General features: G+C 69.0%; 13 protein-coding genes. 10 read left to right on the top strand and 3 right to left on the bottom strand.

What is annotated here, in order from left to right:
* Positions 1–48 precede the first annotated feature (48 nt).
* Entirely contained in the window at positions 49–1,599 is a 1,551-nt protein-coding gene (locus tag NAM01S_RS22160) for a succinic semialdehyde dehydrogenase (RefSeq protein ID WP_218018432.1), read from the bottom strand.
* Positions 1,600–1,733: 134 nt separating this feature from the next.
* Here NAM01S_RS22160 and NAM01S_RS22165 point away from each other — a divergent pair, with 134 nt between their 5' ends.
* From NAM01S_RS22165 to NAM01S_RS22175, 3 genes are all read left to right on the top strand, one after another.
* Entirely contained in the window at positions 1,734–2,342 is a 609-nt protein-coding gene (locus NAM01S_RS22165; protein WP_067788168.1) for a TetR/AcrR family transcriptional regulator, read from the top strand.
* A 94-nt stretch (positions 2,343–2,436) separates the two neighbouring features.
* Complete coding sequence (locus NAM01S_RS22170) at positions 2,437–3,663, top strand: cytochrome P450 (RefSeq protein WP_067788169.1); 1,227 nt, start codon at positions 2,437–2,439, stop codon at positions 3,661–3,663.
* On the top strand, positions 3,660–4,394 hold the full coding sequence (locus NAM01S_RS22175; protein WP_067788171.1) for a TetR/AcrR family transcriptional regulator: 735 nt from the start codon (positions 3,660–3,662) through the stop codon (positions 4,392–4,394). Before NAM01S_RS22170 ends, NAM01S_RS22175 begins: the two co-directional genes overlap by 4 nt.
* 71 nt (positions 4,395–4,465) lie before the next feature.
* On the opposite strand, the gene NAM01S_RS22180 is transcribed toward NAM01S_RS22175, so the two are convergent.
* Positions 4,466–5,104: a TetR/AcrR family transcriptional regulator gene (locus NAM01S_RS22180; RefSeq protein ID WP_067788173.1), complete on the bottom strand. Its 639-nt coding sequence runs from the start codon at positions 5,102–5,104 to the stop codon at positions 4,466–4,468.
* Positions 5,105–5,300: 196 nt separating this feature from the next.
* Here NAM01S_RS22180 and NAM01S_RS22185 point away from each other — a divergent pair, with 196 nt between their 5' ends.
* The 6 genes from NAM01S_RS22185 to dmpG are packed head-to-tail and all read left to right on the top strand — an operon-like array spanning position 5,301 to position 11,685.
* Positions 5,301–6,170: an alpha/beta fold hydrolase gene (locus NAM01S_RS22185; protein WP_253799059.1), complete on the top strand. Its 870-nt coding sequence runs from the start codon at positions 5,301–5,303 to the stop codon at positions 6,168–6,170.
* Positions 6,167–7,195, top strand: a complete 1,029-nt coding sequence (locus tag NAM01S_RS22190) for a VOC family protein (protein WP_067788175.1) — start codon at positions 6,167–6,169, stop codon at positions 7,193–7,195. The genes NAM01S_RS22185 and NAM01S_RS22190 overlap by 4 nt, the downstream gene beginning before the upstream one ends.
* Positions 7,192–8,931, top strand: a complete 1,740-nt coding sequence (mhpA, locus tag NAM01S_RS22195; protein WP_067788177.1) for a bifunctional 3-(3-hydroxy-phenyl)propionate/3-hydroxycinnamic acid hydroxylase MhpA — start codon at positions 7,192–7,194, stop codon at positions 8,929–8,931. Before NAM01S_RS22190 ends, mhpA begins: the two co-directional genes overlap by 4 nt.
* Positions 8,928–9,743 (top strand): 2-keto-4-pentenoate hydratase, encoded by an 816-nt coding sequence (locus NAM01S_RS22200; protein WP_067788178.1) that lies wholly within the window; start codon positions 8,928–8,930, stop codon positions 9,741–9,743. Before mhpA ends, NAM01S_RS22200 begins: the two co-directional genes overlap by 4 nt.
* Positions 9,740–10,678: an acetaldehyde dehydrogenase (acetylating) gene (locus NAM01S_RS22205; RefSeq protein ID WP_067788180.1), complete on the top strand. Its 939-nt coding sequence runs from the start codon at positions 9,740–9,742 to the stop codon at positions 10,676–10,678. The genes NAM01S_RS22200 and NAM01S_RS22205 overlap by 4 nt, the downstream gene beginning before the upstream one ends.
* Positions 10,675–11,685, top strand: a complete 1,011-nt coding sequence (gene dmpG / locus NAM01S_RS22210) for a 4-hydroxy-2-oxovalerate aldolase (protein WP_067788181.1) — start codon at positions 10,675–10,677, stop codon at positions 11,683–11,685. Before NAM01S_RS22205 ends, dmpG begins: the two co-directional genes overlap by 4 nt.
* A 64-nt stretch (positions 11,686–11,749) precedes the next feature.
* Here dmpG and NAM01S_RS22215 read toward each other — a convergent pair whose 3' ends face one another.
* A complete protein-coding gene (locus NAM01S_RS22215; RefSeq protein WP_253799057.1) occupies positions 11,750–13,300 on the bottom strand; it encodes a bifunctional phosphatase PAP2/diacylglycerol kinase family protein in 1,551 nt (516 codons plus the stop codon).
* A gap of 215 nt (positions 13,301–13,515) precedes the next feature.
* Here NAM01S_RS22215 and NAM01S_RS22220 point away from each other — a divergent pair, with 215 nt between their 5' ends.
* Entirely contained in the window at positions 13,516–14,484 is a 969-nt protein-coding gene (locus NAM01S_RS22220) for a YihY/virulence factor BrkB family protein (RefSeq protein ID WP_067788183.1), read from the top strand.
* The last annotated feature ends 100 nt before the right edge of the window (positions 14,485–14,584 follow it).

Consider the following 14,584-nt stretch of genomic DNA (forward strand, 5'->3'; position numbering starts at 1 on the left):
GGTTTCTTCGCGGCTTCGAAGGGCGCCGTGAGGAAACGGGATCGGCGGTCAGCGGATGCGCAAGCGGCGCAGCAGGGACAGCGTCGTCAGGGTGCGCTCGAGGTACTTCTCGTACGGCTGGCCCGGCTCCGGCCCGAGCACCTGCCGCTTCAGCGTCGCCACGTTGGTCGACTCGGTGAATTTCAGCAGACCCGCGTCGCCATTGCGGACACCCATCCCCGACGCCTTGAATCCGCCTGAGGGCGCGCTTTTTCCGGCGTAGGCGAGCGCGGCGGAGTCGTTGACGTTCACGTGTCCGGCCGCCAGCCGCGCACCGACCGCGCGCGCCGCCGACAGATCGCGCCCCCAGACGCTCGCGCTCAGCCCGTACCGGGTGTCGTTCGCGAGCTCGACCGCTTCGTCGACGGTCGAGAACGGGTACAACGCCACAACGGGTCCGAAGGTCTCCGCCCCGAAGACGTCCATCTCCGCGGTGACGCCCTCGAGCACCGTCGGTGCGTAGAAGGTCGGCCCGAGCTCCGGCAGGGCATGACCGCCGGTGAGGACCCGCGCGCCAACAGCTTTCGCCTGTTCGACCTGCGCCGCCACCCGAGCGCACTGATCTTCCGAGACCAAAGCGCCCATCTCGGTGTCGAAGTCGTAGCCGGGTCCGACCCGCAGCGCCGCGACGCGCGCGGTGAACTCGTCGCGGAACGCCGGATACACCGATTCGTGCACGTAGATCCGCTCGATGTGCAAACACAGCTGACCGGTGTTGTCGAAGACCCCCGAGATCGCGCTGTGCACCGCCGCGGACAGATCCGCGTCGGCCAAGACGATCATCGGGTTCTTGCCGCCGAGCTCCAAACACGATTCGGTCAGGCGCTCGCCCGCTTGTTTCGCGACCAGCCGACCGGTGGCCTCCGATCCGGTGAACATCACGAAGTCCGCGCCGTCCACGACCGCGGGCCCCACCACCGGCCCGTCGCCGCAGACGATCTGCACGAGCCCCTCCGGAAGCCCGGCCTCGCGCAGCAGCCGCAATCCGAACGCCGGACTGAGCGGAGTCCGGTTGTCCGGCTTGAGCACGATCCCGTTCCCGGCCATGAGTGCGGGAATCGCATCGCAGTAGCCGATCGCGAACGGAAAGTTCCACGGCGCGATGACGCCGACGACCCCGCGCGGCTTTCGGATCTCGGTCGAGGTGCTGACCAGCGGAATCGCACCGGGATGCCGAACGGAGCGCAGCAGCCGGGGAGCGCGTTTCAGATAGTGGCCGATGACCATCGGGATGTCGCACAGCTCCTCGAAGGCCATGCGGCGCGCCTTGCCCGTCTCGATCTGGATCAAGTCGGTAATCGTCCGGTGGTTCTCCAGGACCAGACGGTGAAAGCGTTCGAACACCGCGAGGCGACGCCGCACCGGCCAGCGCGCCCATTCGGCTTGGGCGGCGCGGGCGCGGTCGAACGCCGCGGCGACGTCGGCGGGCGAGGATTGCGGCAGGTGCGCGACGACCGTTCCGGTGAAGACCTCCACCACCGGAACGGTGTCGGACGGATCGCCCGTCACCAGCGCGGTCAGTTCCGCGAAGTCGTGCGCGGGAACGGTCGGCGTACTCACGAACCGCACTCTATCAAGTGATTGCATCAGTTGATAGAGATATCGTCTGCGCTGGGCGAACGGTCACTACAATGCAGCAGGTGACCAGCGCAGCGGACCGTGCCGAGCTTCGAATCAGCGAAGAAGAACTAGCCATGCCGACCGACCGGCGGCTGATTCTCGCGGCCGAGCGGCTGTTCGCCGAACGCGGCATCGACGCGGTGTCGCTGCGCGCCGTGATGTCGGCCGCCGGCGCGAATGTCGCCGCGGTGCACTACCACTTCGGGTCCAAGGAAGCCTTGATCGAGGCGCTGATCCGGCAGCGCAGCGACGCGGTCGCGACCCGGCGCGCGGCCCTGCTCGACGACGTGGAGCAGTCGGGCGTCGTCAGCGCCCGCGGCTTGGCGGAGGCGTTCGTGCTGCCGGTATGGGAGATGGCGACCGGCGAGGGCGAATCCTGGGTCAAGTTCATCGCGAGCGTTCTCGGCAGCGGCCACCCCGCGCTGTCCACCGTCGCCGAGGGGTTCGCCGATCAAGCACGCCGTTTCATGACCTTGCTCGGCCGAGCCTTCCCCGACCTCCCTCGCCACACCATCCGATTCCGCCTGACGCAGGCCATGACCCTGACCTTCCAAGTTCTCGGCGACGTCCACCAGACACAGGACCTGCTCGCGATCTCCGGCGTCCAGCTCAACCCCGAGCAGGTGATGAGCGAGCTCGTCGACGTCGTCACCGCCATCCTCGCGGGACCGCCGTCGGACTGATCCGAAAATCAAGTGAACCCGATTTACTAAATGGTGTTCACAAATAGGGTGTGGTGTGGTTCACTCCTGTGGAACGTGTTCCAAAGGAGGTACCGTGTCCGCACCGTCCATCTCGCACGATTTCGACTTCACCGACCCCGACCTGCTCGCCAGCCGTCTGCCCGTCGAGGAATGGGCCGAGCTTCGCCGGACCGCCCCGGTCTGGTGGGTCGACCAGCCCAACGGCGTCAGCGGCTTCGACGACGGCGGGTACTGGGTGGTCAGCAAGCTCGACCACATCAAGGAGATCTCCAAGAACTCCGAGGTGTTCTCCACCAACGCCAACACCGCGGTGATCCGCTTCAACGGCGACATCACCCGCGACGAGATCGACATCCAGCGCGCCATGCTGGTCAACACCGATCCGCCCATCCACGACAAGCTGCGGCGCATCATCTCCCGCGGCTTCACCCCGCGCGCCGTGCAGAGCCTGCGCGACGCGCTGCACGAGCGGGCCGAGCGAATCGTCCACGAGGCCAAGAAGACCGGCGGCGGCGACTTCGTCCAGCAGGTGGCGTGCGAGCTGCCGCTGCAGGCCATCGCGGAGCTGCTCGGCGTGCCGCAGTCCGACCGCGGCAAGCTGTTCGACTGGTCGAATCAGATGATGGGCTACGACGATCCGGACTTCGACGGCAACCACAAGCTGGCCACCGCGGAGATCATGGGCTACTCCTGGAACCTCGCCGAGGAGCGCCGCAAGTGCCCGGCCGACGACATCGTCAGCCAGCTCGTCACCGCCGACCTCGACGGCGAGGCGCTCGGATCGGACGAATTCGCCTGGTTCGTCATCCTTTTGGCGGTCGCGGGCAACGAGACCACCCGCAACGCCACCACGCACGGCATGAAGGCGTTCATCGACTTCCCCGAGCAGTGGGAGCTGTACAAGGCGGAGCGGCCGCGCACCGCGCCCGACGAGATCGTCCGGTGGGCGACGCCGGTGATCGCCTTCCAGCGGACGGCGTTGCAGGACACCGAGATCGGCGGCCAGGCCATCCGCAAGGGCCAGCGCGTCGGACTCTTCTACGCCTCGGCCAACTTCGACGAGGAGCGCTTCGACAAGCCCTTCGACTTCGACGTCACCCGTAACCCCAACCCGCACGTGGGTTTCGGCGGCACCGGAACGCACTTCTGCGTCGGCGCGAATCTCGCTCGGCTGCAACTCGATCTGATCTTCAACGCCATCGCGGACGTGATGCCGAACCTGCGTCAGATCTCCGAGCCGGTCCGGCTACGCTCGGGCTGGTTGAACGGCATCAAGAGCTGGCAGGTCGCATACGAATGACACAACCCGCACGACGGGGCCGGATGCCCGCGGTACACGACGCGGACATCCGGCGGGTGGCCAGAACGGTGCTGGCCGAGCAGGGGCCAGAGGCGTTGACCCTGCGCGCCATCGCGCGCGATCTCGGCATCACCGCGCCCGCGCTGTATCGCCACTACGCCTCCCGCGAGGACTTGGTCGCCGCGCTGCGCCGCGACATCTGCGTCGACCTGGCGGACGAACTCGCGGGGCAGGTCGCCGAATTGCCCGACGACGGCGTCGTGCAACTGTTCGCCATCTGCAAGGGCTTTCGGCGCTGGGCCCTCGCCCACCCGCACGAGTTCACCCTCGTCTTCGCCTCGCCGAACGGCGAGAACCCGGGCGGGATAAGGCAATTCGACGAACCGTTCGGCCGGGTCTTCCTCGGCGCAGCGGGCAGGCTGCTCACCACCTACGACCTGGTGACCCCTGCGACCGACACGATTCCCGACGCGTTGCGCGAGGATCTGATCGGTTTCCAGACCGAATTGCTCGCCATGCTCGCCGAATCGAGTCAGAAGTTCCCCGCCGAGAAGCTCGACTTGGGCGTGGCCTACCTGATGATGACGCTCTGGGCGCGGTTGTACGGGCACGTCACCCTCGAGGTGTTCGGCAACTACCCGATGCCCGTCAGCGATCCGGACGCGCTGTTCGACGCCACCCTCGCCGACCTCGCGGGCAGTATCGGGCTCGCCGGACCGCAGGCGCTCTAGGCCGCCCGCTCACCGCCGACTACGCCGACTCGCTCGTCGAGCTCACCCGGCGCGCCTACCGGCCCTGACGGTCACAGCTGCGGCAGCGGCGGCAGCTCGGTGGAGGTGAGTTTCTGCGCGGCGCGCTTGTTCATGCCGAACATGCGCAGCACGCGGAAGGCCATCTCGTCCGAGAGGGCGCCCGCGTCGGCGTCCGGCTCGGCGTCGAGCAGTTGCAGCAGGCCAAGCATCGAGCCGCCCGCGGCCATCACGGCTAGGTCGGGGTCCATAGGTTCGAAGCGGCCCGCCTCTTGGGCGGCGACGATGTCGCGGCGGGCGCGCGGCGCGAGACCCTCGTCCAGCAGCATGATCGACATGCCCCAGTTCAGTACGACCTTGACCATCTCGGGGATCTGCCGCTGCAACCGTCCGGTCAGGCGGAAGCTGACGGCGAACACCTCGGCCGGGTCGTCGTAGAGCGCGACGATGGCGTCGCGCATCTCGCTGTAGACCCGCAACGCCGAGCGCGCCGCCTCGTCGAACAGCTGCTCCTTGGACTCGAAATGGTTGTAGAAGGAACCGAATCCGACGTCGGCGGCGTCGGTGATCTCCTGGATGCTCACCGCCGAACGGCCCTCCGAGAGAAACTTGCGTGCCGCGCCGAGCAGTGCGTTGCGGGTGCGCTCACGGCGCCGGTCGACGCGGTTGCGCACTACGGGTTCGGTGGTCATCGGCCCTCTCCCCACTCGGAATCGTCACCAGAATCGTAACTGAGGAAACGATCAGAGACGATTCCCGGCCGCGGTGCCGCGGCGCGCGCCACACCTAATAGAGACAATCATCTTTTCTGATGTTCTCATCATTTCTGCTTGACAAACACTTTCCTCGTAACTGATGATTTCATCATCTGAACTGTGGAGGTGGCTTGTGACAAGCATCGACAAGGGGGTCGACGCCGGACGGACGGTTCGGGTCGGCGACCGCGACATCTTCTTCGCCGAGTTCGGCGCGGGCCCGGCCGTGGTGCTGTTGCACGGCGGCGGCCCCGGTGCGTCCGGGCTCTCGAACTACTCGCGCAACATCGAGGCGCTGGCGGGGCGGTTCCGGGTCATCGTCCCGGACATGCCCGGCTACGGCCGCTCGACCAAGCGGGTCGATCAGTCCGACCCGTTCGGCGATCTCGCCGCCTCGGTCGGCGGGCTGCTCGACGCGCTGGACCTGCCGCGCGCGCACCTGGTCGGCAACTCCTACGGCGGCGCCGCGGCGCTGCGGTTGGCGATGGACCGCCCAGAGAAGGTCGGCAGGCTGATCCTGATGGGCCCGGGTGGCATCGGCACCACCCGTGCGCTGCCGACGAAAGGCTTGCGGTCGCTGCTTTCCTACTACGGCGGCGACGGCCCGAGCCGGGAGAAACTCGCCACGTTCGTGCGAGATCACCTGGTCTACGACGCGAGCGCGATCACCGAGGAGCTGATCGATGAGCGGTATCGGGCCAGCCTGGACCCCGACGTCGTCGCGAATCCGCCGCTGCGCAGGCCGTCGGGCCCCTCGGCGCTACGGACGGTGTGGCGGATGGACTTCACCCGCGATGCTCGGCTCGGCGAGGTGAAGCATCCGACACTGGTGATCTGGGGTGCCGAAGACCAGGTCAACCGGCCCGAGGGCGGCCGCATGCTGGCCGACCGGATGCCCAACTGCGACCTGTTCCTCGCCGCACGGACCGGCCACTGGGTGCAGTGGGAGCGCGCCGACCTGTTCAACGGGCTCGCGACCACGTTCCTCGAGGCGAGGCCATGACCGATTTCCTGCGCCCGAACTCCGACGGCTCGGTGTTCGGAGCGGTGCACCTGGGCTACGTCGCGGTGCGGTCCCGCAAGCTGACCGACTGGGATCGCTTCGGCGCCTTGGCGATCGGCATGCACGTCGATCGGCTCGACGCCGATACGCTGCGCTTCCGGCTCGACGACCACGCGTGCCGATTCCTGATCGAGCGCGGTCCCGCCGAGGACGTGACGGCTCTCGGCTGGCAGATCGACGATCACGAGACGTTCGACCGGATCGTCGCCAGGGTCGCCGACCGCGGTGTCCCGATCGAGGAGGGCACGCCCGACGAAGCCGTCCTGCGCGGGGTGGAGCGGCTCTGGCGCTTTCCCGGCCCCAAAGGCATTGCCACCGAGATCTTCACGACCGCGGTGACCACGCCGGAACCGTTGCGAATGCTCAGCTCGGGCTGGGTCACCGGCGAGGCGGGCATGGGCCATGTCGCGATCGTGTCCAGGGAACCGGAGTCGATGCGCGGCTATTACCACACCATCTTCGATTCCCGCCTGAGCGATTACATCGACGAGAACATCTCGGGACTGACGATGAAGATCCGCTTCCTGCGGGTCAACGAGCGCCACCATTCGATCGCGATCGCCAACGTGCGCGGAGTGAAGATCGACCCGATCCGGACCCGCGTGCAGCACATCAACATTCAGTCCGCGACGTTGGACGACATGCTGGCCTCCTTCCAGCGCGTCACCGATCTCGGTTTCCGCATGGCGTGGTCGGTCGGCCAGCACACCAACGACCGGGAGCTGTCCTACTACTGCGTGACACCGTCCGGCTTCGAGCTCGAGGTCGGCTGGAATCCGATCGTCATCACACCCGAACGCGAGGCGACCTGGGAGCCGAGCACCTATCAGGGCATCAGCATCTGGGGCCACACCACTGTCGGACAGACGGTGCTGGACACGTTCGCCCAGTTCCGCCGCGCCATGGAAACCGTACGCACACCGGAGATCACGGTGCCGGAACTGTCGGGAGAACCGTCTCGATGAACGAATTCGACTACGACGTGGTAGTCGTCGGGCTCGGACCGACCGGGCTCACCCTGGCCAACCTGCTCGGCCGCCGCGGCGTGCGGGTGCTCGTGCTGGAGCGCGAGCCGGAGTACTACGGACTCGCGCGCGCCGTCTATACCGACGACGAGGGCATGCGGATCTTCCAAACGGCCGGTGCGGCGGACGAATTGGCGGCGGACATGAACATCGACTCCACCGTCCAGTGGGTCCGCTCCGACGGAAAGCTGCTCGCGCAGTTCAACCAGGTCGAGCGTCCCCTCGGCTGGCCGGTGGTCAACTTCCTCTACCAGCCGTATCTGGAGAGCTCCCTCGAGCGGGCGCTGGAGCGCTACCCGCACGTCACCGTGCGACGCGGCCGCGAGGTCGTCGACTTCGACCAAGACGCCACGGGTGTGAGCGTCGAGCACGCCGCCTGCGCGGGCACCGGCTACGGCAAACGGCAACCCGAGACCGATCGCCGGACCGCCGAGCGGGTGCGCGCCGAGTACCTGGTCGGCTGCGACGGCGGCCGCAGCGTGGTGCGCACCCAGCTGGGCATCGACATGACCGGAACCAGCTTCCCCGAGCGCTGGCTGGTGGTCGATCTGAAGGCCAAGGACGGCGTGGACGCGTTCCGGCATCTGCCGTACTTCAACTTCGTGTGCGAGCCCGAACTGCCGATCGTGTCCTGTCCGCAGCCGGGTGGGCATCACCGCTTCGAGTTCATGCTGCGCGAGTCGCAGACCAAGGAGGAGATGGAGGACGCCGACAACGTCCGCGCGCACATCGCCCGGTTCGTCGATCCCGACGAGGTCGAGGTGCTGCGCAAGCTCGTCTACACCTTCAACGCGGTCGTGGCCGACAGCTGGCGCGACGGACGCATCCTGCTGGCAGGCGACGCCGCGCACATGACGCCGCAGTTCATCGGCCAGGGCATGAATTCCGGTGTGCGCGACGCCGACAACCTGTCCTGGAAGCTGACCGCGATCCTGCGCCATGGCGCGGACCCGGCGATCCTGGACAGCTACGAGTCCGAGCGTCGCCCGCACGCCAAAGCGATGATCACCCTGTCGGTGTGGATGAAAAACCTGGTCTCCGTGAACAATCCGGTGGCCGCTCGGCTCCGGGACCTCACGGTGACCACCGCGCTGCGGACGCCGGGGCTGGGCGGCTGGCTGCGCGGGGCGCAGATGAAGCCGCCGCCCAGGTTCCGCCGCAGCGCCTACCTCGGTTTGCCCCGGCGCGGGCTCCGCGGTGTCGAGGGCACCCTGGCTCCGCAGCCGCAGGTGCGCACCTACGACGGCAGGCACCGCCGGTTCGACGACGTGCTCGGTCTCGGCTTCGCCGTGCTCGGCTACGGCGTCGACCCGCGTTCGGCATGCTCGGCCGACGACCTGGCCGTGCTGAATGGGCTCGGCTGTCACTTCGTCACGGTCTACCCGCTCGGTGGACGCCCGCAGGGCAAGCCCGGTGACGGACGGGGCGAGGGTGACGCGGTGGCCGACATCGAAGACCACACCGGTGCGCTGGCGTCGTGGTTCGGCAAGGCCGGCGTCGGCCGCGGCGCGGTAATGGTGCTGCGACCCGATCGGTTCGTCTTCGGAATCGCACCGCGCGGTGAAACCGGGCCGCTGGTCGCGGAATTGGTGCGGCAGCTGCGCCTGCCCACCGGCCACGCCGCACTACCCCACCCCGAGCACATGACCACCCCCGAATACGAGGAGTCCCGATGACCTCGACCGTGACCGAGAGCCCAGCGATCCTGGCCGCGGCGCAACGGCTCGCCGATGCCGCGGACACCGGCGTGGCCGCCGCGCCCGTGCGTGACCTCATCGGCAGCGACGATGTCGAATCCGCCTACGCCGTGCAGCGACTCGGCGTCCGCAGGCGTATCGAATCCGGCGCGCGGGTGGTCGGCCGCAAGATCGGCCTGACCGCACCCGCCGTGCAGCGACAGCTGGGCGTCGACCAGCCGGACTTCGGAGTCCTGTTCGCCGACATGGACGTTCGCACCCCGGTGGCCGACCGGCCCCGGCTGCTGCAACCGAAGATCGAGGCGGAGCTGGCCTTCGTGCTGTCCGCCGATCTCGACACCGAGGAAATCGATGCCCGCAGCGTGCGGAACGCGGTGGACTACGCCGTCGCCGCGCTGGAGATCGTCGACAGCCGAATCGCCGACTGGGACATCACCTTCGGGGACACCGTGGCCGACAACGCGTCAAGCGGATGGTTCGTGCTCGGTGAGCGGCGGCTGTCGCTGGCGGACTTCGAGCCGCGCGAGGTCAGCATGAGCATGCTGCTCGACGGCGAGATCGTTTCCACCGGAACAGGTTCGGCGTGCCTCGGTGATCCGCTCGAGGCGCTGGCCTGGCTGGCGCGCACCGCCCGCGCATTGGGCGACCCGCTGCGCGCAGGCGAGATCGTGCTCTCCGGCGCGCTCGGTCCGATGGCGCCGCTGCGGCCCGGCGCGCACGTGCACTCCGAAATCCGTTACGGCGTAGAGACGCTCGGCACTGTTGGCTTCACCCTGGAGGAAACCGCATGACACGCACCAAGGTCGCCGTGATCGGCTCGGGCAATATCGGCACCGACTTGATGATCAAGGTGCTCCGGCTCTCGGACACCCTGGAAATGGCCGCGATGGTCGGCATCGATCCCGCTTCCGACGGTCTGGCGCGGGCGGCGCGACTCGGGGTGCCCACCACCGCCGACGGCGTGCGTGGCCTCATCGCCATGCCCGGTTTCGCCGAGATCGACATCGTGTTCGACGCCACCTCCGCCCGTGCGCACGTCGCCAACGCCGAAGCCCTTGCCCCGCACGGGAAGCGGCTCGTCGACCTGACACCGGCCGCGCTCGGACCGTTCGTGGTCCCCGCCGTCAACCTCGACGCGCACCTGGACGCGGACAACGTCAACATGGTCACCTGCGGTGGACAGGCCACCATTCCGATCGTCGCGGCCATCTCGCGCGTGGCGCCCGTCCCCTACGCCGAGATCGTCGCGTCGATCGCCTCGAAGTCGGCCGGGCCAGGCACCCGCGCGAACATCGACGAGTTCACCGAGACCACCGGCGCGGCGATCACCGCGGTCGGCGGCGCCGAGCGAGGACGCGCCATCATCGTGCTCAATCCCGCCGTGCCACCGCTGATCATGCGCGACACGGTGCTCGCGCTCATCGATGATCCGCAACAGCGCGCCGGGGACGCGGTGCGCGAATCCGTCCGCGCCATGGTCGAATCCGTCGCGGCGTACGTGCCCGGCTATCGGCTGAAGCAGGACATCCAGATCACGCCGGTGCCGCAGGACGCGGTGCGCACGCTCGTCGGCGACCGGCCGGTAACGCATCAGGTGTCGGTGTTCCTCGAAGTCGAAGGCGCCGCGCACTATCTGCCCGCGTACGCGGGCAACCTCGACATCATGACCTCCGCGGCGCTGCGCGTCGCCGAACAGATCGCCTCGGCGCGGGAGCTGACCCGATGACCCACGTATTCCTGCAAGACGTCACGCTGCGCGACGGCATGCACGCGCTGCGTCACCGCATCACCACCGATCGGGTCGCCGCCATCGCCGCCGCACTCGACGCGGCGGGCGTGGACGCGATCGAAGTCGCGCACGGCGACGGCCTGTCCGGCGGCAGCCTCACCTACGGACCGGGCAGCAATACCGACTGGGAATGGCTCGCCGCGGCGGCCGAAGCGCTCACCACCGCCCGGCTGACCACGCTGCTGCTGCCCGGCATCGGCACCATCGAGGACCTGCGCCGCGCCTATGACGTCGGCGTGCGCTCGGTGCGGGTGGCGACCCATTGCACCGAGGCCGACATCGCCGCGCAGCACATCGGCTACGCCCGTGAGCTCGGCATGGACGTCTCCGGGTTCCTGATGATGAGCCACATGAACACTCCGGCCGGGCTGGCCGAGCAGGCGCGGCTGATGGAGTCCTACGGCGCGCACTGCGTGTACGTCACCGATTCCGGCGGGCGGCTCACCATGAGCGGTGTGCGCCAACGGGTTCGGGCCTACCGCGCGGTGCTCGATCCGAGCACCGAGATCGGCATTCACGCGCACCAGAATCTCTCGCTCGCCGTCGCCAACAGCGTCATCGCCGTCGAGGAGGGCGTCACCCGGGTCGACGCCTCGCTGGCCGGGCTCGGCGCGGGCGCGGGCAATACGCCGTTGGAGGCGTTCGTCGCCGTCGCCGATCTCACCGGGTGGAAGCACGGCGCCGATCTCGACGCCCTCACCGACGCCGCCGACGATCTCGTCCGTCCGCTGATGGACCGGCCCGTGCAAGTCGACAGGGAGACGCTGGCCCTCGGCTACGCCGGGGTGTACTCCAGCTTCCTGCGGCACGCCGAAAACGCCTCTACCGCTTACGGAATCGACGTCCGCACCCTGCTCGTCGAGGCGGGACGACGCGGCCTCGTCGGCGGCCAGGAAGACATGATCGTCGACATCGCCCTTGACCTCACCGGCCGCCGTGGGTGAGCCGTAGCGACCTGCCCATCGCACCGGCGCCTCGAGCGCAGCGGTAACCCCCAAGGCCGCGCGATCAGAGCCAGCGGCGGAGGAAGGGGCGGCGGTGGTGGGGGCGGGGGCGGGCTGCCCAGCGGGGGTTGTCTTCGTCGCGGCGGTAGGCGGCGACCTGGCCCGCGACCGAGAAGCGCAGGCGGCGGGCCTCGCCGAGGACCTCGCCGTCGGCCGCCACCGCTTCCGGTTCACGGACCTGGACGATCAGCTCGGGGACTTGGAGTTCGTTGTACACCTTGCTGCGGCCGATGGCGGCCAGGAGCAGGGCCAGTACCGCGCGGGTGCGGGAGAAGCGCAGATCGGCGCGCAGCCAGCGGACGTCGAGCATGCCGTCGTCGAGGCGGGCGCGGAACGCGGGCACCGCGCCGTGCGGATGGTAGGCGCCGTTGCCGATGAACAGGAACCACACGTCGTGCCAGCTCTCGTTCAGGCGAATACGGACCGGCTGCGCGTCCCGCAGGACCACCACAAGGGCGGCCGCGAAGGCGGGCCATTTCCCCCACCTCGGCTGCCATTTGTCGCGCAGCCGAACGAGATCCGGGTACGCGCCCAAGCTGGCGGTGTTGATCAGATAGTGGGTGCGCGCGCCGTCCTCGGTGTCGAGTTCCACGCTCGCGATGTCGACGGCGACCGCCTCGCCCGCACCGGTGGCGTCGACCACCTCGCGCAGGTCGTAGACGCCGAGATCGCGCGCGAAATGGTTCAGGGTTCCGGTGGGAACGACGACAAGCGGCAGTTCGTGGCGCAGCGCGACAGCCGCCGCCGCGGCGATCGTCCCGTCACCGCCCGCAGCACCCACCGCGAACGCCCGCTCGGTGCGCGCCGCGAGCGCCTCCTCCAGCTGCTCGACGCAGTCGCGGCCGGGCTCGGTGCGCAGCACGGTGGCCGCGGGCAGCGCGGCGGCGATGTCGTCGGTCGGGTCGTAGCCGGGATCGCCGGACACCGGATTCACCAGCAGGACAAGGCCTTTGCCCTCGACGAGCATCGGCACCTCGCGCACCGCGTGCGCCTCCGCCTCGTCGGATTCACGGACCGGCCACCACCGGCGCGAGGCCATCGCGACACCGGCGCCGACGGCCGCGCCGACGACCACGTCGGAGGTCCAGTGCACTCCGGTGTGCACCCGCGAGTAGGCGACCGTGGCGGCCAGCGGCGCCACCACCACCGCAGTGCGCGGACTCTCCAGCGCCACCGCCGTGGCGAACGCGATGGCGCCCGCGCTGTGCCCGGAGGGGAACGACGAGGAGGTCGGCACCCGGATCAGGCGCCGATGCGGCGGCAGCAGTTGCGCCGCGGGCCTGCGGCGCGCGATCAACGACTTGAGCACCAGGTTGACGGTCAGGCTTGCCCCGGCCACCGAGACGACGCCGCGCAGCGCCGCCCGGCGCGTGGAACCCTGGCGGGTGGCCAGCGCCGCGGCGACGACCGTCCACAGCACGCCCCGGTCCGCCGCCCGGGTCAACCGCACCATGCCGCGATCGACCGCCGTCATCGGAAGCCGTGCCACCGCACCGGTAACCGCCCGATCCATCTGCTCCACCCGGCGAAACGTCCGGCCCAACCACGCACTCACCCCGTCGAAAGTACAGCCCCCGCAACGCACCGCGCACGACGCGTGCGCACGCTCGGCCGACGGCCGCGGAAATTCGCCGAAAGGAGAGCAGCGGCTCGGCGCGGTGTGGGAGCGAGCTCTGTTGCCGCGCACGGCGTCCCCGCGGAACCGAGCCGCGCGGCCCGTTTCGCCCAACACTCGCCGGGTACGCGCCAAGCGGACGGAAGGTTGGTGCGATGACGGAAGCGACGACTGCTCAGCGGGTGCGAGCGCGCGCCCATATCGGCGGCCCACTGGCGTTGCCGTGGCGATCGTGGTGGGGCGTGCTGCGCCGCACCGTCGCGGAATTCCGGTCGGACAACCTGACCGATTGGGCCGCCGCACTGACCTACTACAGCGTCATCTCGCTGTTCCCGGCCGTCATCGTGCTCTCCTCGCTGCTGAGCCTCGCCGGACCAGATGCCACCCGTTCACTGATCGACACCATCGATGACATCGGGCCGGGCAGCGGCAACACGGTCGTGGTGCAGGCCGTCGAGGAACTACAGCGCTCGCGTTCGCTGGCCGGACCGCTGGCGATCATCGGTGTGGCGACGGCGCTCTGGACGGCGTCCGGGTATCTCGGCGCGTTCGTGCGCGCCGCCAACGCGGTCTACGACACCGAGGAGGGGCGGCCGCTCTGGAAGACGTTGCCGCTGCGCCTCGGGCTCACGGCCGTGACCGTGCTGCTCGTCGCGCTGTGCGCGATCGGTGTCCTGGTGAGCGGCCGCGTCGCCGACACCGTCGGCCAGTGGCTCGGGCTCGGATCGGCCGGGGTGACGGTGTGGAGCATCGTGAAATGGCCGGTGCTCGCGGTGCTGGCCAGTCTGGTGTTCGCGCTGCTGTACTGGGCCGCGCCCAACGCTCGTCAGCTCGGCTTCCGCTGGCTCACGCCGGGCAGCGTGCTCGCGGTACTGCTGTGGATCGCCGCGTCGGCCGGATTCGCCTTCTACGCAACCAATTTCGGCTCCTACAACAAGGTGTACGGCTCGCTGGCCGGTGCGATCGTCTTCCTGGTGTGGTTGTGGCTGTCGAACGTCGCGATCTTGCTCGGGGCGGAGTTCGACGCCGAGCTCGCGCGCGGGCGGCGCATCGAAGAGGGGCAGCCCGCCGACAGCGAACCCATTCTGCCGCCGCGGGACGAACCCGATCGGGACGAGGACTAGCGCACGCACTCCTACGGCGGGATACAGCGCGGGCACCGTCTCGCCTTTCCTCGGGTCCCTGGCAGGTGTCGAGCGAATCGTCTCGATCCGACTGCGGACA

Source organism: Nocardia amikacinitolerans NBRC 108937 (genome assembly GCF_001612615.1).
Classification (GTDB): Bacteria; Actinomycetota; Actinomycetes; order Mycobacteriales; family Mycobacteriaceae; genus Nocardia; species Nocardia amikacinitolerans.